We start from the raw sequence: 20,997 nt of genomic DNA, 5'->3' as shown, positions 1-20,997 counted from the left end.
TGGAAAACCCTCTTGGAGGAGTCATGAGCGATATCGAAGCACGCGTCAAGAAGATCATTGCCGAGCAACTCGGCGTGGCGGAATCGGAGGTCACCAATGAAAAGTCCTTCGTCGCCGATCTGGGCGCCGATTCGCTGGACACCGTGGAACTGGTGATGGCCTTGGAAGACGAGTTCGGCATCGAGATTCCGGACGAGGAAGCCGAGAAGATCACCACCGTGCAACTCGCCATCGACTACGCTCTGAAGCACCAGAAGGCCTGATCGGCCCGAAGGGTTCCTGGTTCCGCATTCCCCCCTCCTCACATGACCCGTCGCCGCGTTGTCATCACCGGCCTGGGGCTCGTCACCCCCGTGGGCAACACGGTGGCCGAGTCCTGGAGCAACCTGGTTGCCGGCCAGTCCGGCATCGATACCATCACCCGGTTCGATGCCTCGAACTTCGCTTGTCGCTTTGCTGGCGAGGTCAAGGGCTTCAACATCGAGGACTATCTGCCGGCCAAGGAAGCTCGGCACATGGACACCTTCATCCATTACGGCTTGGCGGCTTCACTGCAGGCCGTGCGGGATGCGGGTTTGCCCACCGGCGATGCGCTGAGTGAGGAGATGGCCGAGCGCATCGGCTGCATGGTGGGTTCGGGCATTGGCGGCTTGCCCATGATCGAGGCCACTCAGCAAGAACTCAGCGAGCGTGGTCCGCGCCGCATCTCGCCGTTCTTCGTGCCGGCGTCGATCATCAACATGATCTCGGGCCATGTGTCGATCCAGTGCGGCTACAAAGGGCCGAACCTGGCCGTCGTCACCGCATGCACCACCGGTCTGCACTGCATCGGCCAAGCCGCTCGCCTCATCGAGTATGGCGATGCCGACGTGATGATTGCCGGCGGCGCCGAATCCACCGTCTCGCCCTTGGGCATCGGCGGCTTTGCCGCGGCACGCGCGCTGTCCACACGCAACGACGATCCCAAGACGGCCTCGCGTCCCTGGGACAAAGACCGCGACGGCTTCGTGCTGGGCGAGGGTGCCGGGGTGATGGTGCTCGAGGAATACGAGCACGCGAAAAAGCGTGGTGCAAAGATCTACGCCGAGCTGGCCGGCTTTGGCATGAGTGCCGACGCTTTCCACATGACCGCGCCCAACGTGGACGGCCCGCGCCGTTCGATGCAAGCGGCCATGCGCAATGCCGGCGTCAATCCCGATGAGGTGCACTACCTCAATGCGCACGGCACCTCCACGCCGCTGGGCGACGTGAACGAAACCAACGCCATCAAGCTGGCCTTTGGCGACCACGCCAAGGCTTTGGTGGTCAATTCCACCAAGTCGATGACCGGCCACTTGCTGGGTGGCGCCGGCGGGGTCGAATCGGTGTTCACGGCCCTGGCGGTGTACCACCAGGTGTCGCCGCCGACGATCAATATCTTCAACCAAGATCCCGAGTGCGATTTGGACTACTGCGCCAATACCGCCCGTGACATGAAGATCGAGGTGGCGCTGAAGAACAACTTCGGCTTCGGCGGCACCAATGGGACGCTGGTGTTCAAACGCGTCTGAACGCCGCGGCACAGGTTTGATGTCGGGCTCCATCCCATGCGCCAGCGTACCGCACCGCCGGTGACGGTGGTGGTCGTCCGTCACACCTGGTGGCGCGCCGCGGTGCTGGCGCTGGCGGGCGTCGGGTGGCTGGCCCTGGGGGCTTGGGCCGTCGCGCATCGGGGAGCCTGGGCCGTGGCGGCGCTGGGGCCTGCGCTGCTGCTGAGTCTGTGGGGGGTGCTGGGTCGCCACTGGCGCCGTCCGGGCTTCGTGCTGCGCTGGGACGGACAGTGTTGGCATTGGCGTGAGCCTGAACGCAGGCATGAATGCCGCGGACGCGCGACGGTGCGCATCGACCTGGGGGCGTGGATGTTGCTGCAGCTCGTGCCGCACCAGGGCCGCGGCACGGTGTGGCTGCCGCTGCAGCGCGCTGGCTTGGAGGCGCGCTGGCATGCCTTGCGCTGTGCGGTATATTCGCCCACTTGCGCCATGGACCCCTTGGCAGGACCCTCCTCGTCCACCGCATGACCGCCGACGCCGATGCTGTGCTGATTGAGCGCGTCAAGCGCGGCGACCAGAAGGCGTTCGACCTGCTGGTGATCAAGTACCAGCGCAAGATCGAGCGCCTCATCGCCCGGATGGTGCGCGACGCCGACCTGATCCAGGACATTGCCCAAGAGACCTTCATCCGGGCCTACCGGGCGTTGCCTCAGTTTCGCGGGGACAGCGCCTTCTACACCTGGCTGTACCGGATCGCCGTCAACACGGCCAAGAAAAGCCTGGCCGAGCTCAAACGGGACCCGCTGGTCACTGAAACGGCGCGGATGTCCGCCGACGAGGAGGACGAAACTTCCCGGGTGGAAAACGAACTAACCGACGGCGAAACTCCCGATGCCGTGCTGGCCAGCAAAGAGGTGGCCGCCACCGTGAACGCGGCCATCGAGGCGTTGTCCGAGGATTTGCGCCAGGCCATCACCTTGCGTGAGATCGAAGGGCTGAGCTATGAGGAAATCGCCGAGGTCATGAACTGCCCGATCGGCACGGTGCGATCGCGCATCTTCAGAGCGCGTGAGGCCATCGCGCAGCGCTTGCGTCCGCTGTTGGACACGCCCGATGGCAAACGTTGGTGATCAGGAGAGTGAGTGATGTCTGCGCAACGGATGGATCTTGCGGGCGACCAGGCGGCTTCTCGTGAACGCCTGTCGGCCTTGCTCGATGGGGAGGCCACTGCCTCGCAGTTCGATGAATGGCTGGCCTCGCACCACAGCGATCCCGAGCGACACCGCCAAGACTGTGAAGACTGGCACCTGTACCACCTGATCGGCGATGTGCTGCGCTCCGACGATTTGGCCGGCGGTTCGCGTGGCGACCTGTTTTTGCAAGGGGTGCGCCAACGCCTGCAGCGTGAGCCGGTGATCCTGGCGCCGGCTGCGACGCCCGACGCGGCCGCGCGTGCGCGCCGACGCTGGCGAACCCCCTTGGCCACGGCGGCGGGGGTGATGGCCGTCGCGGGGGCGCTGGTGGTGCTGTATGTGGGGGAGGTCGGCGGCGACGCGATGTGGCCCGCGCCCGGTATCGGCCTGCGGGCCCAATCCGCAGGCACCGAGGCGGCGGTGGCCGTCACGCCGGTGGCCGCGCCTGCGGCCGCACCGACGGCGGCGTCGGCCACGGAATTGCGGGTGGTGCATGGGGATCAGACCCTGATCCGTGACGCACGGCTGGACCAATACCTCGCGGCGCACAAGCAATTCGGTGCGGGCTCGGCGCTGGGGGCGGGGCCGTCTCTGTTCCTGCGCAATGCTGCCCACGAAGGACCCGGCCGTTGATTGTGAGGACGCGCATGCAGTTTTCCCGTTGGCTCGCCCCGTGGATGGGTGCGGGCTTGATGGCGTTGGCCGGCACGGGTCTGGCTCAAACGCCGCCGGTCGATCTCCCCTTGGACAAAGCCGAGGTGCGCGCTTGGCTGTTGCGCATCCACGAGGCGGCCCAGACCCGCAATTTCCAGGGCATCTTCGTGGTCAGCTCGGGCGGGCAGATGACCAGCGCACGCATTGCGCACTACTGGGAGGGCCACCAACAGTTCGAGCGCATCGACACCCTGGATGGCCAGCCGCGCCGCATCTTGCGGCACGACACCCTGGTGGCCACTTTGTGGCCCCAACAACGCACCGCGCTCATCGAGCAGCGGGAGATGGTGAACAAATTCCCGCGGCTGGTGGATGCCGACAGCGATCACATCCTCGACTATTACGACGTGCGCAAGAAGGGGCTGGACCGCGTGGCCGGCCATGAGGCGCGGCAGTTGTTGCTCCTGCCGCGAGATGCGATGCGCTATGGCTACCGTCTGTGGGCGGAGAAAGAGACCGGCTTGCTGCTGCGCGCCGACGTGATCAACCCGGCCGGAGAAGTGATCGAGTCCTCGGCGTTTTCGGAAGTGTCCATTGGCGTGCGCCCTCAACCGGAGAGCGTGACCCAGCCGCTCAAGCGCCTCAAAGGCTACCGCGTCGAGCGTCCGGTGATGACTCCCACTTTTTATGAGGACGAAGGCTGGGTGTACCGACGCATCGTGCCGGGGTTTCGTCACATCAGCTGCGTCAAGCGCAGTGCCAATGCGGTGGATGGGGCGGTTGCGGCCAGCCCCGCGGCCGACGGCGGTGAGCACGGCAGCATGCTTCAGACCATCTTCTCCGATGGTTTGGCCCATGTATCGATTTTCGTGGAACCCTATGACGCCGGTCGGCATCGCAAGGAGGTGCTGATGAGCATGGGGGCCACCCATACGCTCATGAGACGTCACGGGGCCTGGTGGGTGACTGCCGTGGGCGAGGTGCCAGTGGCCACGCTTCACGAGTTCGTCCGGGGCCTCGAACGCAAGAAGCCGCAGTGAACGATGGCGCGCCGCGCCGTCGTTCGGAATGCGGAACCCGTGTTGAGGTGAGAAATGAAAACAGCAATGCACCTGGGCACGATCGTGCCCTCGATGTCTCGACGTGCGCTGGCCGCTTTGATGGCCTTGGCAGTCGCTTGGATCCTGGCCGTGGCATCGCTGCCGGCACGAGCGCAGGCAGCGACGTTGCCGGACTTCGCCGATCTGGCCGAGCAGGTGGGGCCCTCGGTGGTCAACATCCGTACCACCGAGCGGGCGCGGATGGCCGGTCCGCAAATGGATGAGGAGATGCAGGAATTCTTCCGGCGTTTCTTCGGCGTGCCGCTGCCAGGCACCCCAGCGCCACGAGGCGGCCAGCGTCAGGGGCAGCCGGAGGAGGTGCCTCGTGGCGTGGGCTCCGGTTTCGTGATCAGCTCCGACGGCTACGTGATGACCAATGCCCATGTGGTCGAGGGCGCCGACGAGGTCTACGTGACCCTCACCGACAAGCGCGAGTTCAAGGCGCGCATCATCGGCAGCGACCGTCGCACCGACGTGGCCGTCGTCAAGATCGATGCCACTGGCTTGCCGGCCGTGCGCATCGGCGACGTCAACCGCTTGCGCGTGGGCGAGTGGGTGATGGCCATCGGCTCGCCCTTTGGTCTGGAGAACACGGTCACCGCCGGCATCGTCAGCGCCAAGGCGCGCGATACCGGCGACTACCTGCCCTTCATTCAGACCGATGTGGCCATCAACCCGGGCAATTCGGGGGGGCCGCTGATCAACCTGCGTGGCGAGGTGGTGGGCATCAACTCGCAGATCTACAGCCGCTCGGGCGGCTTCATGGGCATTTCGTTCGCGATCCCGATCGACGAGGCCATGCGCGTGGCCGATCAACTGCGCACCACGGGCCGCGTGATCCGGGGGCGCATCGGTGTGCAGATCGATCAGATCACCAAGGACGTGGCCGAGTCCATCGGACTGGGCAAGCCCATGGGCGCATTGGTGCGCAGCGTGGAGCCCAATGGTCCGGCGGCCAAGGCCGGCATCGAGGCAGGAGACATCATCACGCGCTTCGATGGCCGCGTGATCGACAAGGCCGGCGAGCTGCCGCGCATCGTGGGCAATACCAAGCCAGGCGCCAAGGTCACTGTCCAGGTCTTCCGTCGTGGCAGCTATCGGGATCTGAACGTGGTGGTCGGTGAATTCGAGCCCGACCCGCCGCGCCGTGTGGCCAGCAATGAACCTCGCAGCACGCCGGGCAGTGGGGTTGCATCCAGCGTGGGCCTGACCGTGGCCAATCTCACCGAGGCTCAGAAGTCGGCGCTGGGCGTCAAGGGCGGGGTGCGCGTGGAGTCGGTCGATGGACCCGCGGCCCGTGCCGGCCTGCGTGAAGGCGACATCATCCTGGCCATTGCCAACACCGAGATTGCCGACGTGCGCCAGTTCGAGGCGGTGCTGGCCAAGCTCGACAAAGGACGCCCGTTCAACGTGTTTTTCCGTCGCGGGGAATGGGCCCATTACACGATGATTCGACCCTCGCGCTGAGGTCCGGCGCGGGATGAGCGCAGCCACCCGGCATCCGACTAGGGTGTCGGGTTTTTTCGCATCGCGAGAGTCAGGCGGGGGAAATCCCGCACGCCGGCCGGCCTTCGGGTGTTGATAAGTCACCGTTCAAGAATGTGAGCGTGGGCTCACGAGCTCCGATCCGGGCCGGATTGTGGCGCCGCTTCGGTAGAATCCGGGGTGGTTCGACGCGCTTTCGATGCAGCTGCGGAAGGATCCCCGGGGCGGCCTGGACTATCCCCAAGTCATCCACAAGAGATTGTGGATATCTTGTTGATATCTTGCCTGTTGGTGGCGTGCAACGCGCGGCAAGCCACGGCTGGCGCGGTTTCCAAGGGGGTGGATTTGGCTACAATGAAAGCCCAACAAAGCAGTTGCCAAGCCTTTTGTTGGAAGGCGCGTCGCCGATTCGACGCGCCTTTTTTTTGTTGTCCCTCCCGCGGTCCCCTGAGGCATCGTGGCTCGTTGGCGGGCCGGTGGGCCGCGAGGTCGCAACGCACACCTTCGGTTTCATGAAGCACATCCGCAACTTCTCCATCATCGCCCACATCGACCACGGCAAGTCCACCCTGGCCGATCGCATCATCCAGCGCTGCGGAGGCTTGAGCGAGCGCGAGATGGAGGCGCAGGTGCTGGACTCGATGGACATCGAGAAAGAGCGGGGCATCACGATCAAGGCGCAGACGGCCGCCTTGCAGTACACCGCCCGAGACGGTCAGGTCTACACGCTCAACCTGATCGACACGCCCGGGCATGTCGATTTCTCATACGAGGTGAGTCGCTCGTTGTCGGCCTGCGAAGGGGCCTTGCTGGTGGTGGACGCCAGCCAGGGCGTGGAAGCGCAGACAGTGGCCAATTGCTACACCGCGCTGGATCTGGGCGTGGAGGTGATCCCGGTCCTCAACAAGATGGACCTGCCCCAGGCCGACCCCGAGCGTGCCAAGGCCGAAATCGAGGATGTCATCGGCATCGACGCTTCGCAGGCCATTCCCTGTTCGGCCAAGACCGGCATGGGGGTGGATGAGATTCTGGAGGCGGTGGTCACCCGCATGCCGCCGCCCAAGGGGCAGCCCGATGGTCCCTTGCGGGCCATGATCATCGATGCCTGGTTCGACAATTACGTCGGCGTGGTGATGCTGGTGCGGGTGGTCGATGGCAGCTTGAAGAAGGGCGAGCGCGTGCGCCTCATGGCCACGAATGCCGTCTACCCGGTCGAGCACTTGGGTGTGTTCACGCCCAAGTCGGTGGATCGCTCCGAGCTCAACGCTGGCGAGGTGGGGTTCGTCATTTGCGGGATCAAGGAGCTGGCCGCTGCCAAGGTGGGTGACACCCTCACGGTGGAGAAGAAGCTGCCCAACAATGCCGGCCCGGCCACCGAGCCGCTGCCTGGCTTCAAGGAGATCCAGCCGCAGGTCTTCGCGGGCCTGTACCCCAGCGAGTCCAGCGAGTACGACCAGTTGCGCGATGCGCTGGAGAAGCTCAAGCTCAACGACAGTTCGCTGCGTTTCGAGCCCGAGGTGTCGCAGGCCCTGGGTTTTGGCTTTCGCTGCGGCTTTCTGGGCTTGCTGCACATGGAGATCGTGCAGGAGCGGCTGGAGCGCGAATTCGACCAGGATCTGGTGACCACCGCGCCCAGCGTGGTCTACCAGGTCGAGCTCAACGATGGCACGGTCATCGAGGTCGAGAACCCGTCGAAGATGCCCGATCCAGGCCGCATCCGCGAAATCCGCGAGCCCATCGTCACGGTGCATCTGTACATGCCCCAAGACTATGTGGGCCCGGTGATGACGCTGTGCAATCAAAAGCGCGGTGTGCAACTCAACATGGCCTATCACGGCCGTCAGGTCATGCTGACGTACGACATGCCGTTGGCCGAGATCGTGCTCGACTTCTTCGACAAACTCAAATCCATCTCTCGCGGCTATGCCTCGATGGACTATGAGTTCAAGGAGTACCGTGCCTCCGACGTGGTCAAGGTGGACTTGTTGATCAATGGCGACCGGGTGGATGCGCTGTCCATCATCGTGCACCGCTCGCAGGCCCAGGCGCGTGGCCGTGCGGTGGCGGCCAAGATGCGCGAGCAGATCCCGCGCCAGATGTACGACGTGGCCATCCAGGCGGCCATCGGCAGCACGATCATCGCGCGCGAGAACATCAAGGCGCTGCGCAAGAACGTGCTGGCAAAATGCTACGGGGGTGACATCACCCGCAAGCGCAAGCTGCTGGAGAAGCAAAAGGCCGGCAAGAAGCGCATGAAGCAAATCGGCACGGTCGAGGTGCCGCAGCAAGCCTTCCTGGCCATCCTCCAGGTCGATGATTGAACACAAACGCTGGGAGAGTCCCTTGTCGCTGCTCACTGCAGTCCTGTACGCCTGTCTGGCCGTCTACCTCGGTGGTTGGTATGTCGGTCAATGGCACGGCAATTTCTCGCTCGTGCTTTTCCTGCTGACCGCCGTGACGCTGCTGTATTGGCTGGCCGAGCGCTTTCACTTCAAGCCGCAGCGCGAGCGTGCGGCCGCCCGCTTGGTCGAGCAGGCGGCCCAGCGCCGCAACGCGCTGGCCGAGCAGGGCATCGTGCAGGTCGACGGCGACGTCGAGCAGGCGCGCCAGAAGCTGCTGATGCAGCCTTGGTGGCTGGACTGGACGGCCGGGCTGTTTCCCGTGATCTGTGTGGTGTTCTTGGTGCGCTCTTTCTTGTTCGAGCCGTTCAAGATCCCCTCCGGCTCGATGGTGCCCACGCTGCTGGTGGGTGACCTCATCCTGGTCAACAAGTATCACTACGGCGTGCGCTTGCCGGTGATCAACACCAAGATCATCGACAACCACAAACCGCAGCGTGGGGATGTGATCGTCTTCCGCTATCCGATGGACACGCGCATCGACTACATCAAGCGTGTGGTGGGGGTGCCCGGCGACGAGGTGGCCTACCTGAACAAGCGACTGAGCATCAACGGTCAGCCCGTGCCAATGCAGCCGCTGGGCGAGTATTACGACGAAGACAGCCGCCGCTATGCCCAGCTCTACAGCGAGAAGCTCGGCGACGTGGAGCACCAGGTGCTGCTGCAAAAGGATGTGCCGCCGTTCATGCTGGCCGTCGACAGCTTTCCCTTCCGTGACCATTGCCGCTACAACGCCGAAGGCGTGGTCTGCAAGGTGCCCGAGGGCCACTATTTCATGATGGGCGACAACCGCGACAATTCGCAGGATTCGCGGTATTGGGGTTTCGTGCCCGAGGCCAACATCGTCGGCAAGGCCTTTTTGATCTGGATGAATTTCGGTAACCTCAGCCGCGTGGGCACCTTCTTCCAGTGAGCCGCCCGGTCTTTCGGAATACCGTCATCACCACGAGGAGCAGCTCGATGATCCCTATCCTGCGGTACCCGCAGCGCGGCGTGACCCTGATCGGTCTGTTGTTCTGGGCCGTTGTGATCGGCTTCGTCGCCCTGGTGGCCATGCGGGTGTTCCCGACGCTCAACGAGTACTGGACCATCCAGCGCACCGTCAACAAGGTGGCTCAGGAAGGGGGCACCACGGTGCCGGAAATCCGGGCCGCTTTCGATCGCCAGAAGCAAATCGAGTATTCCATCACCTCGATCTCCGGGGCAGATTTGGACATCACGAAGGTCAACGACAAAATCGTTGTCAGCTTTGCCTACGACAAGGAGATCGAGCTGATCGAGCCGGTCTACCTGCTCATCAAATACCGCGGCCGCTCGCGATGAGGTGCGCCCGAGCCTTGTCCGTCAGCCTGTGAGCCAGACCCTGGAAGCTTTGCAGCGGCGCCTGGGGCACCGCTTTGCCAATCCGGCGCTGCTGCGCGCGGCACTGACGCACCGCAGCTTCGGGGCCGATCACAACGAGCGGCTGGAGTTTCTGGGCGATGCAGTGTTGGGGCTGGCCGTCTCCAGCCTGCTCTATGAGCGCCTGGGCCGCAGTGACGAAGGCGATTTGTCGCGGGTGCGTGCGCATTTGGTGCGTCAAGATTCCTTGTACCGCTTGGCTTTGAGCCTGCAACTGCCCGACTGCCTGCGCTTGAGCGAGGGCGAAGCTCGCAGCGGGGGCGCCCGGCGGCCGTCCATCCTGGCCGATGCGCTGGAAGCCCTGGTCGGGGCGGTCTACCTGGATGCCGGCTTCGAGTCGGCCCAGGCCGTGGTGCGCCGACTGTTCGAGCCGGTGCTGTCCCAAGACGACCTGCAGGCCTCGGCCAAGGACCCCAAAACCGAATTGCAGGAATGGCTGCAGGCGCGGCGTCTGCCGGTGCCCACCTATGCCATCGTGGAAACCCGGGGGCAGGCGCATCGCCAGGAATTTGTCGTACGCTGCACGGTGGCGGCGCTGCAGGTGGAGCGTTTGGGCGAGGGCACCTCGCGGCGTGCCGCCGAACAGCAGGCCGCCGAGGCCGTGCTGGCCTATTTGAAGTCCTCGCATTCCTGAGGGGCCTTTTTTTCGGCGGTGCGTCCGCCCTGATGTGTCGTGAACCTCGAAGACCTCAACCAGCCTCCTGCCGAACCCAGCCGCGGTCAACGCTGCGGTCTGGTGGCCATCGTCGGCCGCCCCAATGTAGGCAAGTCCACGCTGCTCAATGCCCTGGTGGGCCAGAAGGTGAGCATCACCTCACGCAAGGCTCAGACCACGCGGCACCGCATCACGGGCATCCGCACGGTGGGCGATACCCAATACATCTTCGTCGATACGCCGGGCTTCCAGACGCGCCACAGCAATGCCCTGAACCGTACCCTCAATCGCACGGTGCTGTCGTCGGTGGCCGATGTCGATGTGGTGCTGTTCGTGGTCGAAGCCGGCCGCTATGGCATGGACGACGCCAAGGTGCTGGCCTTGTTGCCCGAGCGCAAGCCGGTCTTTCTGGTGGCCAACAAGCTGGACAAGGTGGTGCGTCGCTCGGAACTGGCCCCGTGGCTCAAAGGCATGCAGGAGCGCCATCCCTTTGCGGAGTTCGTGCCCTTGTCGGCCAAGCGGCCTGAGGACGCGCGGCGATTGCTCGACATCGTGCGGCCTTATCTGCCCGAACAGCCCTGGTGGTACGACGAGGATGCGCTCACCGATCGCAGCGAGCGTTTCCTGGCCGGTGAGATCATTCGCGAGAAGCTCTTTCGCCTCACCGGGGACGAGCTGCCGTATTCCTCGACCGTGGTGGTCGACAAGTTCGAAGAGGAAGGCCGTTTGCGGCGCATTGCGGCCACCATCATCGTCGAGCGCGAGGCTCACAAGGGCATGGTCATCGGCGAGGGCGGCGAGCGGCTCAAGCGCATTGGCACCGAAGCACGGCAGGAGCTGGAAAAGCTCTTGGACGCCAAGGTCTTCCTCGAACTGTGGGTGAAGGTGCGCTCGGGTTGGGCCGACGACGAGGAGCGGCTGCGCTCCTACGGCTACGAATAGGCTGCTCGTCGTACACCATGGCCAGACGCAACTCCGGCGGCCGGCGGCATGCGCACCGCGTGGCGGGCGAGCCCGCCTATGTGCTGCATCACTACGATTGGAGTGAGTCCAGCCTGATCCTGGACCTGTTCACCCGCCATCACGGACGCGTGGTGGTGGTGGCCAAAGGGGCCAAGCGGCCTTATTCGCAACTGCGCCCGGTGTTGTTGCCGTTTCAGCGCTTGCTGGTGAGCTACAGCAGTCGGGATGAGGATGGGGCGGAGGTCCACACCTTGAAAGCCGCCGACTGGGCCGGGGGTTTGCCAATGCCCACTGGTGCGGCCTTGCTCACCGGCTTTTACCTCAATGAGCTGCTGATGAAGCTGCTGGCCCGCTCGGATGCTCACCCGCGTTTGTTCGATCACTATGCGGCCACCTTGCCGGCCCTGACCGGGGCGGAGGATGTCGGTGTGCAGGCCGCTTTGCGGGCGTTCGAACTGGCGCTGCTGCGGGAGATTGGCGTGCTGCCCGAGCTGCATACCGAGACTTTGACTCAGCTGCCCGTGCAGGATGAGGTTCGCTACGGCTTGGATGCCGAGGCTGGGGTGCATGCGCTCGCCCCTGGCGAGGTGGGTTTGCGCGGGGCCTGGCTGCGCGAGGCTCAGCGGGCGTTGGCGCTGTCCGACGGGCCGCATGGGCTGGCCGCCGTGCAACAGGCGTGCCGCCTGGCCTTGCCCGAGCTCAAGTCGGCGCTGCGCGGCTTGCTTCACTATCATCTGGGCACGCCCATGCTGCGCACCCGCCAGCTCTTGATGGAACTCCAGCAACCATGATTTTTTCCGGCACCTCCTCTGCGCCTTTGCTCGGCGTGAACATCGACCACGTGGCCACCTTGCGCAATGCCCGTGGAGGGCGCTTTCCAGACCCCGTGGCTGCCGCCGAGCTGGCGGTGCACGCCGGAGCGGACATCATCACCTTCCATCTGCGTGAAGACCGGCGACACATCCGCGACGAGGACGTGCACCGACTCAAAGCGACCTTGCACGTGCCGCTCAATTTCGAGGCGGCCGTCACCGACGAGATGCTGGGCCTGATCGAACAGGTGCGCCCGCAGCATGTCTGCCTGGTGCCCGAGCGCCGTCAAGAGCTCACCACCGAAGGGGGGTTGGACGTGCTGGGACAGTTCGGCCGTGTGCAAGAGGCCTGCGCGCGTCTGGCGGCCGCGGGTTGCCGCGTCTCGCTGTTCATCGGACCGGATCCGGCGCAGATCGAGGCCAGTGCCCGCGCCGGTGCGCCTTGCATCGAGATCCATACCGGTACCTATGCCGAGGCCTGGTGGGCCCAGGACCGGCCGGCCATGCAGGCGGAATTGGAGCGCATCCGGCAGGCCCTGCGGCTGGGCTGCTCGCTGGGCCTGCGGACCCACGCCGGCCATGGTCTGGCCGTGTGGGATCGCCCGCCGCCGCATCCGGGGCCCAGCAGCACCGCGGCGATCGCGGCCCTGCCCGAAGTGGCCGAGCTGCACATCGGCCATGCGCTGATTGGCCATGCGGTGTTCGTGGGCCTGCGTCAAGCGATCGCGGACTTCAAGGCCGAAGCGGTGCGGGCGAGGCAAGGCGCGTGATCTACGGCATCGGCACCGACATCTGCGACATCCGCCGCATCGAGGCGGCCTGGCAGCGCCATGGTGAGCGCTTTGCGCTCAGGGTGCTGGGCCCGCATGAGATCGAGGTGTTTCGCCGGCGCCGTGCCAAGCTGTCGGCGCGCGGCCTGCGCTATTTGGCCACGCGGTTTTCGGCCAAGGAAGCCTTCTCCAAAGCCGTCGGCCTGGGGCTGCGCTGGCCAATGACCTGGCGGGCGTGCGAAATCGTCAACGCATCGAGCGGCAAGCCCGAGATTCGCTTGCATGGGGAGCTGGCGGCCTGGTTCGAGGCCCGTCATTTGCGCGCCCATGTGAGCCTGAGCGATGAAACCGACTATGCCGCCAGCTTCGTGGTGGTGGAAACGAAGGAGTGACATGAGCCTGCTGCCCGAGCATGCCCCGGTGGTTCTCGACATCGCCGGCACCACGCTGGATGCGGACGACCGCCGCCGCCTGCAGCACCCGTTGACGGGCGGCCTGATTTTGTTTGCGCGCAACTGGGCCGACCGCCGCCAGCTTGTCGAGCTGACGGCGGAGGTGAAATCGCTGCGCCCGGACGTGTTGATCTGCGTGGACCATGAAGGCGGGCGTGTGCAGCGCTTCCGCACCGATGGCTTCACCCACCTGCCGCCGATGCGCCGCCTGGGCGAGCTGTGGATGGAGGATGCCCTGCGCGCCACCGAGGCGGCCACGGCCTGCGGCTATGTGCTGGCCTCGGAGCTGCGCGCCTGTGGGGTGGACTTCAGCTTCACGCCGGTGCTCGATCTCGACCATGGCCCCAGCGGCGTGATCGGCGACCGCTCGTTCCACCGCGATGCCCGCGTGGTGACGCTGTTGGCCAAGAGCTTGATGCATGGCCTGTTGCTGGCAGGAATGCAGTCGTGCGGCAAGCACTTCCCCGGCCATGGCTATGTGGCGGCCGATTCGCATGTGGACATTCCCGTGGATCGCCGCTCGCTCAAAGCCATCTTGGCCGAGGATGCGAAGCCTTATGAATGGCTGAGCACGGCGCTGACTGCGGTGATGCCAGCCCATGTGATCTACCCCAAGGTCGATGCCTTGCCGGCGGGCTTCTCGCGCCGTTGGCTGCAAGACATCCTGCGCGGTCGACTGGGCTTTACCGGAGCGATTTTCAGCGATGACCTGAGCATGCGTGGGGCCAGCGTGATGGGAGATGCCGTGCAGGGGGCCGTGGCCGCTTTGCAGGCCGGCTGCGACTTGGTGTTGTTGTGCAACCAGTCGGTGGTGGACGGTGGGGCGACGCTGGACGCCCTGCTGGACGGCCTGTGGGAGGCCCGTGAGCACGGCCGCTGGCAGCCCAGCGCCGACAGCGAGGCGCGACGCTTGGATCTGCTGCCCCAGGACGCGCCGCGCGCCTGGGACGAGCTGATGCATCATGCCCCTTATCAGCAGGCGCTGGCGCGCCTGCCCTGAGCGCCTCACTGCTGCTGTTGCTGCTGCTGGGCCTGGACGGCCTCGAAGGGCAGGGTGAACTGGGCGAGGTCTTTGCGCGTCTCGACCAGCACCAGCGGGCCGTCGTCCAGCATCACGACGGGCTTGCGTTGGCGCGGCACGTGGATGGGCGAAGGCGTGTTGGCGATCAACTCCTGGGCGGCACGCACTTTGTCCGCATCGGAATGCACCCACTCCAGACCCGCGGAGGCGGCCAGCTGCTGGAGGCTGGAGACGGGCAGCTCGTAAGGCGGCACCACGGGCGAGGGACGCGGGCCGCTGGGCGTCTGCGCGGCGGGGGCGATCACGTCCTCACCAGGTGCGGCTTCGGTCACCTCGGACGCCGAGCCTTCGGCGGCCGACGCGTCGGCGGACGACGGCTCACCGCCGTCTTGCGGACGGCGCTCGCGGCGGAAGCGGTCACGCCCGCGGCCTCGACGGCTTTCGCCTTCAGGCGCCTGGGCGTGGTGGGCCTGCTCGGATGATGCGTCCGATCGCGTCGGCTCGGGGGCAGCCTCAGGCTCGACCACGGCTTCGGCGCTCAGGCCGTCGGGGGCGGCGGCCAGCGTGTCGCTGGCGGCCTCGCGCTCACCCCGGCGGCCCCGGCCGTTGCGGCGGCGGCGACGGCCGGGTTCGCGGCTGCCTTCGGCCGGGGTGTCGCCCGGGAGCTGAGGCACGGTGTCGACGAAGGCCGTGTCCGCGACCGCGTCTGCCGTGGCGGCGGCTTCACGTTCGGGAGGGGCGGACGCCGGGCGACGCGACTCCTGCGGCCGTGCGTCGCTGCGCGGCTCGCCCCGGGGGTCGCTGCCACGCGCCCCGCGCGCCGCGGTGCTGTCGGTCGCGTCGCTGCGTGCTTCGCCAGGGCGTCCGCCGCGCCCCTCGCCGCGGTTCGCACGCCCTTCGCGGCGGTTGTCGGCACGTGCTTCGGCACGCTCGCTGCGGTCGCCCCCACGGGCTGCGCGGCGGCCTTCGCCACGGCGTGGCTCCTGTCGATCGGATTGGGGGCCCTTGGCCGCTGGCTGCGCCGGGGCAGGGGCGGCCGCAGGGGCTGCGGCCGGCTCGGAGCGGCCGGCAAACAGCTTTTTCAGCCAGCCGAAGAATCCGCCGCTGGCGGGCTGCGGCGAGGCCACGGGCGGGGGGGCCGCTGGGGCAGGCGCCGCGGCCGCCGGTGCCGGCTTGGGCGCGGCCACCGGGGCCGGGGTTTCGGGCAGGATGCCTTTGATCACCGGTTCCTGCTTGGATCGCCCTTTCTCGTTGGCGTCGCGACGACGGGTGATGCCCACCTCGTCGTCGGGTTCCTCGATCATGGTGTAGCTGGCCTGCAGGTTCTCCAGCCGGGGGTCGTCGTGGCGCAGGCGCTCGAGCTTGTAGTTGGGGGTCTCGAGGTGCTTGTTGGGCACCAGGATGACGGTGACGCGTTGCTTGAGTTCGATCTTGGTGATCTCGGTGCGCTTTTCGTTGAGCAAGAAGCTGGTGACTTCCACCGGCACTTGCACGTGCACCGCCGCGGTGTTTTCCTTCATCGCCTCTTCCTGCACCATGCGCAGGATTTGCAAGGCGGAGGATTCGGTATCGCGGATATGGCCCGTTCCGTTGCAACGCGGGCAGGTGATGTGGCTGCCTTCGCTCAAGGCCGGGCGCAGGCGCTGGCGCGACAGTTCGAGCAGGCCGAACTTGCTGATCGTGCCCAGCTGCACGCGCGCGCGGTCAGGACGCACGGCATCGCGCAGGCGCTGTTCGACCTCGCGGCGGTTCTTGGACTCCTCCATGTCGATGAAGTCCACGACGATCAATCCGCCCAGGTCGCGCAAGCGCATCTGGCGGGCGATTTCATCGGCCGCTTCGAGGTTGGTGCGGGTGGCGGTTTCTTCGATGTCGCTGCCACGGGTGGCGCGGGCCGAGTTGACGTCGATGGACACCAGGGCCTCGGTGTGATCGATCACGATGGCCCCGCCCGAGGGCAGCGTCACGGTGCGTGAGAAGGCCGTTTCGATTTGGTGCTCGATCTGGAAGCGGCTGAACAGCGGGGCGTCGTCACGGTAGCGTTTCACGCGGTGCGCCATCTCGGGCATCACGTGATTCATGAACTGGTGAGCCTGCTCGTAGATGTCATCGGTGTCGATCAGGATCTCGCCGATGTCCGGGGTGAAGTAGTCGCGGATGGCCCGGATGACGAGCGAGGATTCCTGATAGATCAGGAAGGCGCCCTTGCCGGCTTTGGCCGCCTCGTCGATGGCGGACCACAGCTTGAGCATGTAGTTGAGGTCCCACTGCAGCTCGGCCACGCTGCGGCCGATGCCGGCGGTGCGGGCGATCAGGCTCATGCCTTTGGGGTATTCGAGCTGGTCCAGCGCCTCTTTGAGTTCTTCGCGGTCTTCGCCCTCGATGCGGCGCGAGACGCCACCTCCGCGCGGATTGTTGGGCATGAGCACCAGGTAGCGCCCGGCCAGCGAGATGAAGGTGGTCAGTGCCGCTCCTTTGTTGCCGCGCTCTTCCTTCTCCACCTGGACCAGCAGTTCCTGGCCTTCTTTGATGACGTCGGCGATCTTGGCGTTGCGCACGTCGACGCCTTCTTTGAAGTACTGGCGCGAGATTTCCTTGAAGGGCAGGAAGCCGTGACGGTCTTCGCCGTAATCGACGAAGCAGGCCTCCAGCGAGGGCTCCACGCGGGTGACGACGGCCTTGTAGATGTTGCCTTTGCGTTGTTCGCGACCTTCGATCTCGGTCTCGAAATCGAGCAGCTTCTGGCCATCGACGATGGCCAAGCGACGCTCTTCCTGCTGCGTCGCGTTGATCAGCATGCGCTTCATGTGCACTCCTTCGCCTGAGCGGGCCCCTCAGGGGGCCAGCGCAAGCACTACCACATACCGCCGTCGGCTCGACGACCGGGGCGGCTCAACGATGCACGAGGAACGCAATCAGGAACCGGAAGGAATCGCCCTGGACGGCCGGCACGACGGAGCTTCCGTCGGTCAGCCGCGTTGGCGCGTGCGAGGAGTGAACGGAATTGCGGACCGTGGGCGCCGCAGCGCCCTTGCGCTGGCTGGGCCGGATGCCTTCTCGCCGCCAAGCCGCCGAGCCCGCCGGCCCAAGCACAGGGCCGCCGAATGGCCGCAGCGCTGCGGCGGCGGGGGAAGGAGGTCGGAAGGCAGGGTCCGCATGGGATCACTGAACGCAAGGCTGCAGGCGGATGCTTCCGAGACCGGGGCGCCTCGGGAGGGCGCGGACGGTTTCGCCAGCAATGCCGGCCTGCGGCCGGAAAACCTTGTTGTTGGGTTCTTGTGTGCGTTGGCTCTGACGCAGGCCGTGGATTCTGCCGTCGGCTCACCTTGGGAGACGACCCGCAGCCACGCGCCTGCGCTGCATCAACTCTTGTGGCCGCCCCCCACTCCCCCACGGACTCAGGCACGGTGAGCGTGGGCAGCCGACCCGTTGGCGCTGGGTGTTCGAGAGCCCTCAGACCACCCCCGCCGGGGCGGGAAGGGTAAACTCTTGCAAATCAAACACTTACAACGCAAACGTGGTGCAACAGATTATAGGGGCGAAACCGCCGGCTGCGCGCAGCGGTGTGGAGCCACAGCCCGCGGTGCGCCATGTCGTGATCGATGAAGCCTCGGCCGGCCAGCGTCTGGACAATTTTCTGGCCAAAACGCTCAAAGGGGTACCCAAGTCGCTCATCTATCGCATCGTGCGCAGCGGCGAGGTGCGCGTGAACAAGGCCCGGGCGGCAGCCGACACTCGCCTGGCCTTGGGCGACGAGGTGCGTGTGCCGCCGGTGCGTCTGGCGGCAAGAAGTGAGTCCGTGCTTACGCCGGCGCGTGAGTTTCCGGTCGTGTACGAAGACGAACATCTCCTCGTCGTGGACAAGCCCGCTGGGGTGGCCGTGCATGGTGGCAGTGGGGTGAGCTTTGGCGTGATCGAGCAGCTGCGCCGTGCGCGGCCGCAGGCGCGGATGTTGGAGTTGGTGCATCGCCTGGACAAAGAGACCTCCGGCCTGCTGCTCATCGCCAAGAAACGCAGCGCACTGACGGCCTTGCAGGACCAGTTTCGCAGCCGGGAGACCGGCAAGACCTATGCCGCCTTGGTCGTCGGGGCTTGGCCAGCGCACAAAAAGCGGATCGACGTTGCGCTGCACAAATATCTCACGCCCGAGGGCGAACGGCGGGTGCGCGCGGTGGCCCCCGGCGCCGAGGAGGGGCGGCGCTCGATCAGTCTGGTCAAAGTGGTGCAGGCCTTTGCTGGCTACACCTTGCTCGATGTGAGCATCAAGACCGGTCGGACTCACCAGATCCGTGTGCATCTGGCCCATGAGGGGCATCCCATTCTGGGTGACGACAAGTACGGCGACTTTGCCTTGAATCGCGCCTGGGCGCGGGGGCAGATCGTGGCGGGCCACCGGTTCGATCGCATGTTCCTGCACGCGCGGCGCTTGCGTTTCGAGCATCCGGCCAGTGGCCAGACCCTGGACCTGGAGTCGCCCCTGCCGCCTGCGTGCGCCCAATTGCTCCACCACTTATGAGCCTGCGACCCCGCCAGTTCGACCTGATCGTCTTCGATTGGGACGGCACCTTGTTCGATTCCACCGCGCTGATCGTGCGCTGCATCCAGGCGGCATGCGCCGACCTGGGGCTGCCCGTCCCTGGGGAGCGGGAGGCGGCTTATGTGATCGGCCTGGGCTTGCATGATGCGTTGCAGCGGGTCGCACCGGGCTTGCCGGTGCAGCGCTATGCCGAGCTGGGGCAGCGCTATCGACACCACTATTTCGCGCAGCAGCACGAACTGGTGCTGTTCGAGGGCAGCTTGGCGATGTTGCACGCGCTCAAGCGTCGCCACCACTGGCTGGCCGTGGCCACGGGCAAGTCGCGTCGCGGGCTGGACGAGGCGCTGCGCCATGCGCAGCTCCAAGGCGTTTTCGACGGCACGCGCACGGCCGATGAAACCGCCTCCAAGCCCCACCCGCGCATGCTGCTGGAACTGATGCGTGAGTTCGGCGTGGAGCCCGAGCGCACGTTGATGATCGGCGACACGGTGCACGACATGCAGCTGGCGGCCAATGCGGGTGCGGTGGGCGTGGCGGTGACGTACGGGGCTCATGATGCGGCGGCCTTGCGCGAGTGGTCCCCGCGCTTCGTGGCCGACTCGGTGGGTGAGCTGCACCATTGGCTGGAGGCTCATGCATGAACCCGGGGATCGAACTGTGCGATTCACAAACGCTGACCGAGCGCGGCAAGGCGGTGCTGTTCGAGGTGCGCCTGTGGAACGAGCCGGTGCGGGCTTTTGCGCTACGCTTCGAGGGTCGTGCGGTTGCCTATGTGAACCGTTGCGCCCATGTGCCGGCCGAGATGGACTGGCAGCCTGGGGAATTTCTCGACGACAGCCGCGAATGGATCATTTGTTCCATCCACGGTGCCGTCTATGACCCGCGCACCGGGGAATGCGTTGCTGGACCTTGCGCCCGCGCGCGCCTGATCGAGGTGCCGGTGGGCGAACACGAGGGCAAGGTCTATTGGTATCCCAGTGACGACGTGCAACCGGTGTCGGACGGCTGATGCACTTTGCGCCCCTCCGAACGACGACGAATCTTCTTTTCGACAGGATGTCATGGAACCCGAGACCTCTCTTTCCACCCCCACCGCGTCCCGCGGGGATGATGCGATTGCCCGGCTGGCCCAAGCCTATCTCCAGGATCGGCGGCGCGAGCGGCGTTGGCGTCTTTTTTTCCGCCTGGCCTGGCTGTTGCTCGCCGTCTCGGCGCTGGTGCTGGTGTATCGGCAAGGCGTGCAAGCCACGGCCCCCAGTGCGCCGCATACCGCGCTGATCGATGTGCGCGGGGAAATTGCCGCCGATGCGCCGGCCAGCGCAGAGAACCTGATCGGCGCCCTGCGCAATGCTTTCGAAGACAGCGGCGCGCAGGCGGTGGTGTTGCGCATCAACTCGCCTGGGGGCAGTCCGGTGCAGGCCGGCTTGATCAATGACGAGATCGAACGGCTGCGGCAGTTGCATGGCAAGCCGGTCTATGCGGTGTGCGAGGAAATGTGTGCGTCGGCGGCCTTCTACATCGCGGTGGCTGCCGATGAGGTGTTCGTGGACAAGGCCTCGCTGGTGGGCTCCATCGGGGTGCTGATGGATGGTTTCGGCTTCACTGGCTTGATGGACAAGCTGGGCGTCGAGCGCCGGCTGCTGACGGCCGGTGAGCACAAGGGCTTCCTGGACCCGTTCTCGCCACAAACCGACAAGCACCGGGCCTATGCCCAGGCTTTGCTCGATCAGATCCACCAACAGTTCATCGCCGAGGTGCGTGAAGGCCGGGGGGAGCGTTTGCGCGACCAGGCCGAGGTGTTCTCGGGACTGGTGTGGAGCGGCCAGCAGGCCATCGACCTGGGCCTGGCCGACCACTTGGGCAGCCTGGACTATGTGGCTCGCGAGGTGGTCAAGGCCGAAGAGATCATCGACTACACGCCGCGCGAAAACGTGGCCGAACGCCTGGCCAAGCGTTTCGGTGCGGCCGTGGGCGAGGGCATGGTGGCGGCTCTACGCGGCCTTGGCGGCTTGCGCTGATCCCCCCG

General features: G+C 65.8%; 21 protein-coding genes. 20 read left to right on the top strand and 1 reads right to left on the bottom strand.

Annotated features, from left to right (window positions below):
* Positions 1 to 23: 23 nt before the first annotated feature.
* From acpP to nagZ, 16 genes are all read left to right on the top strand, one after another.
* Positions 24 to 263: an acyl carrier protein gene (gene acpP, locus CTA01S_RS01985; RefSeq protein WP_019559747.1), complete on the top strand. Its 240-nt coding sequence runs from the start codon at positions 24 to 26 to the stop codon at positions 261 to 263.
* 42 nt (positions 264 to 305) lie between these two features.
* A complete protein-coding gene (gene fabF / locus CTA01S_RS01980) occupies positions 306 to 1,550 on the top strand; it encodes a beta-ketoacyl-ACP synthase II (protein ID WP_019559746.1) in 1,245 nt (414 codons plus the stop codon).
* 36 nt (positions 1,551 to 1,586) lie between these two features.
* A complete protein-coding gene (locus tag CTA01S_RS01975) occupies positions 1,587 to 2,057 on the top strand; it encodes a hypothetical protein (protein ID WP_062191552.1) in 471 nt (156 codons plus the stop codon).
* Entirely contained in the window at positions 2,054 to 2,659 is a 606-nt protein-coding gene (gene rpoE / locus CTA01S_RS01970) for an RNA polymerase sigma factor RpoE (protein WP_019559744.1), read from the top strand. The genes CTA01S_RS01975 and rpoE overlap by 4 nt, the downstream gene beginning before the upstream one ends.
* A 15-nt stretch (positions 2,660 to 2,674) precedes the next feature.
* On the top strand, positions 2,675 to 3,355 hold the full coding sequence (locus tag CTA01S_RS01965) for a sigma-E factor negative regulatory protein (protein ID WP_084362259.1): 681 nt from the start codon (positions 2,675 to 2,677) through the stop codon (positions 3,353 to 3,355).
* A gap of 14 nt (positions 3,356 to 3,369) precedes the next feature.
* On the top strand, positions 3,370 to 4,416 hold the full coding sequence (locus tag CTA01S_RS01960; protein WP_156824524.1) for a MucB/RseB C-terminal domain-containing protein: 1,047 nt from the start codon (positions 3,370 to 3,372) through the stop codon (positions 4,414 to 4,416).
* A gap of 93 nt (positions 4,417 to 4,509) precedes the next feature.
* Positions 4,510 to 5,943 (top strand): DegQ family serine endoprotease, encoded by a 1,434-nt coding sequence (locus CTA01S_RS01955; RefSeq protein ID WP_198150749.1) that lies wholly within the window; start codon positions 4,510 to 4,512, stop codon positions 5,941 to 5,943.
* A 530-nt stretch (positions 5,944 to 6,473) separates the two neighbouring features.
* Complete coding sequence (gene lepA / locus CTA01S_RS01950; RefSeq protein ID WP_062191546.1) at positions 6,474 to 8,282, top strand: translation elongation factor 4; 1,809 nt, start codon at positions 6,474 to 6,476, stop codon at positions 8,280 to 8,282.
* A gap of 22 nt (positions 8,283 to 8,304) precedes the next feature.
* Positions 8,305 to 9,273 carry a signal peptidase I gene (gene lepB, locus CTA01S_RS01945; protein WP_026329979.1) on the top strand — a complete coding sequence of 323 codons (969 nt, stop codon included), beginning with the start codon at positions 8,305 to 8,307 and terminating at the stop codon, positions 9,271 to 9,273.
* 47 nt (positions 9,274 to 9,320) lie between these two features.
* Entirely contained in the window at positions 9,321 to 9,683 is a 363-nt protein-coding gene (locus CTA01S_RS01940; RefSeq protein WP_062191543.1) for a DUF4845 domain-containing protein, read from the top strand.
* A gap of 28 nt (positions 9,684 to 9,711) precedes the next feature.
* Positions 9,712 to 10,395 (top strand): ribonuclease III, encoded by a 684-nt coding sequence (gene rnc, locus CTA01S_RS01935; protein ID WP_062191539.1) that lies wholly within the window; start codon positions 9,712 to 9,714, stop codon positions 10,393 to 10,395.
* A gap of 39 nt (positions 10,396 to 10,434) precedes the next feature.
* Entirely contained in the window at positions 10,435 to 11,358 is a 924-nt protein-coding gene (gene era, locus CTA01S_RS01930) for a GTPase Era (RefSeq protein ID WP_062191536.1), read from the top strand.
* A gap of 17 nt (positions 11,359 to 11,375) precedes the next feature.
* Complete coding sequence (recO, locus tag CTA01S_RS01925; protein WP_062191533.1) at positions 11,376 to 12,170, top strand: DNA repair protein RecO; 795 nt, start codon at positions 11,376 to 11,378, stop codon at positions 12,168 to 12,170.
* Complete coding sequence (locus CTA01S_RS01920; RefSeq protein WP_062191530.1) at positions 12,167 to 12,961, top strand: pyridoxine 5'-phosphate synthase; 795 nt, start codon at positions 12,167 to 12,169, stop codon at positions 12,959 to 12,961. Before recO ends, CTA01S_RS01920 begins: the two co-directional genes overlap by 4 nt.
* A complete protein-coding gene (gene acpS, locus CTA01S_RS01915) occupies positions 12,958 to 13,353 on the top strand; it encodes a holo-ACP synthase (protein WP_019559733.1) in 396 nt (131 codons plus the stop codon). The genes CTA01S_RS01920 and acpS overlap by 4 nt, the downstream gene beginning before the upstream one ends.
* A gap of 10 nt (positions 13,354 to 13,363) precedes the next feature.
* Positions 13,364 to 14,413 (top strand): beta-N-acetylhexosaminidase, encoded by a 1,050-nt coding sequence (nagZ, locus tag CTA01S_RS01910; RefSeq protein ID WP_062192151.1) that lies wholly within the window; start codon positions 13,364 to 13,366, stop codon positions 14,411 to 14,413.
* 5 nt (positions 14,414 to 14,418) lie between these two features.
* Here the strand turns inward: nagZ and CTA01S_RS01905 are convergent, their stop codons facing one another.
* A complete protein-coding gene (locus CTA01S_RS01905; RefSeq protein WP_062191528.1) occupies positions 14,419 to 17,241 on the bottom strand; it encodes a ribonuclease E/G in 2,823 nt (940 codons plus the stop codon).
* A 713-nt stretch (positions 17,242 to 17,954) separates the two neighbouring features.
* Here CTA01S_RS01905 and CTA01S_RS01900 point away from each other — a divergent pair.
* The 4 genes from CTA01S_RS01900 to CTA01S_RS01885 are packed head-to-tail and all read left to right on the top strand — an operon-like array spanning position 17,955 to position 20,989.
* A complete protein-coding gene (locus tag CTA01S_RS01900; protein WP_033370913.1) occupies positions 17,955 to 18,950 on the top strand; it encodes an RluA family pseudouridine synthase in 996 nt (331 codons plus the stop codon).
* Positions 18,947 to 19,612 (top strand): HAD family hydrolase, encoded by a 666-nt coding sequence (locus CTA01S_RS01895; protein WP_019559729.1) that lies wholly within the window; start codon positions 18,947 to 18,949, stop codon positions 19,610 to 19,612. The genes CTA01S_RS01900 and CTA01S_RS01895 overlap by 4 nt, the downstream gene beginning before the upstream one ends.
* The gene (locus CTA01S_RS01890; protein WP_019559728.1) at positions 19,609 to 19,980 is read left to right on the top strand and encodes a Rieske (2Fe-2S) protein; all 372 of its coding nucleotides are present in this window, start codon (positions 19,609 to 19,611) and stop codon (positions 19,978 to 19,980) included. Before CTA01S_RS01895 ends, CTA01S_RS01890 begins: the two co-directional genes overlap by 4 nt.
* A gap of 52 nt (positions 19,981 to 20,032) precedes the next feature.
* Positions 20,033 to 20,989 (top strand): S49 family peptidase, encoded by a 957-nt coding sequence (locus CTA01S_RS01885; RefSeq protein ID WP_019559727.1) that lies wholly within the window; start codon positions 20,033 to 20,035, stop codon positions 20,987 to 20,989.
* Positions 20,990 to 20,997 lie beyond the last annotated feature (8 nt).

The organism is Caldimonas taiwanensis NBRC 104434 (assembly GCF_001592165.1).
GTDB classification, from domain to species: Bacteria; Pseudomonadota; Gammaproteobacteria; order Burkholderiales; family Burkholderiaceae_C; genus Caldimonas; species Caldimonas manganoxidans.
This window is presented reverse-complemented; position numbering and strand designations above follow the sequence as displayed.

Coding starts and splice junctions, on each gene's coding strand:
- lepA (WP_062191546.1), top strand. CDS start 6,474: ATGAAGCACATCCGCAACTTCTCCATCATCGCCCACATCGACCACGGC.
- CTA01S_RS01885 (WP_019559727.1), top strand. CDS start 20,033: ATGGAACCCGAGACCTCTCTTTCCACCCCCACCGCGTCCCGCGGGGAT.
- CTA01S_RS01890 (WP_019559728.1), top strand. CDS start 19,609: ATGAACCCGGGGATCGAACTGTGCGATTCACAAACGCTGACCGAGCGC.
- rpoE (WP_019559744.1), top strand. CDS start 2,054: ATGACCGCCGACGCCGATGCTGTGCTGATTGAGCGCGTCAAGCGCGGC.
- acpP (WP_019559747.1), top strand. CDS start 24: ATGAGCGATATCGAAGCACGCGTCAAGAAGATCATTGCCGAGCAACTC.
- CTA01S_RS01940 (WP_062191543.1), top strand. CDS start 9,321: ATGATCCCTATCCTGCGGTACCCGCAGCGCGGCGTGACCCTGATCGGT.
- fabF (WP_019559746.1), top strand. CDS start 306: ATGACCCGTCGCCGCGTTGTCATCACCGGCCTGGGGCTCGTCACCCCC.
- CTA01S_RS01895 (WP_019559729.1), top strand. CDS start 18,947: ATGAGCCTGCGACCCCGCCAGTTCGACCTGATCGTCTTCGATTGGGAC.
- CTA01S_RS01965 (WP_084362259.1), top strand. CDS start 2,675: ATGTCTGCGCAACGGATGGATCTTGCGGGCGACCAGGCGGCTTCTCGT.
- CTA01S_RS01920 (WP_062191530.1), top strand. CDS start 12,167: ATGATTTTTTCCGGCACCTCCTCTGCGCCTTTGCTCGGCGTGAACATC.
- CTA01S_RS01955 (WP_198150749.1), top strand. CDS start 4,510: ATGTCTCGACGTGCGCTGGCCGCTTTGATGGCCTTGGCAGTCGCTTGG.
- recO (WP_062191533.1), top strand. CDS start 11,376: ATGGCCAGACGCAACTCCGGCGGCCGGCGGCATGCGCACCGCGTGGCG.
- CTA01S_RS01905 (WP_062191528.1), bottom strand. CDS start 17,241: ATGAAGCGCATGCTGATCAACGCGACGCAGCAGGAAGAGCGTCGCTTG.
- CTA01S_RS01960 (WP_156824524.1), top strand. CDS start 3,370: ATGCAGTTTTCCCGTTGGCTCGCCCCGTGGATGGGTGCGGGCTTGATG.
- CTA01S_RS01975 (WP_062191552.1), top strand. CDS start 1,587: ATGCGCCAGCGTACCGCACCGCCGGTGACGGTGGTGGTCGTCCGTCAC.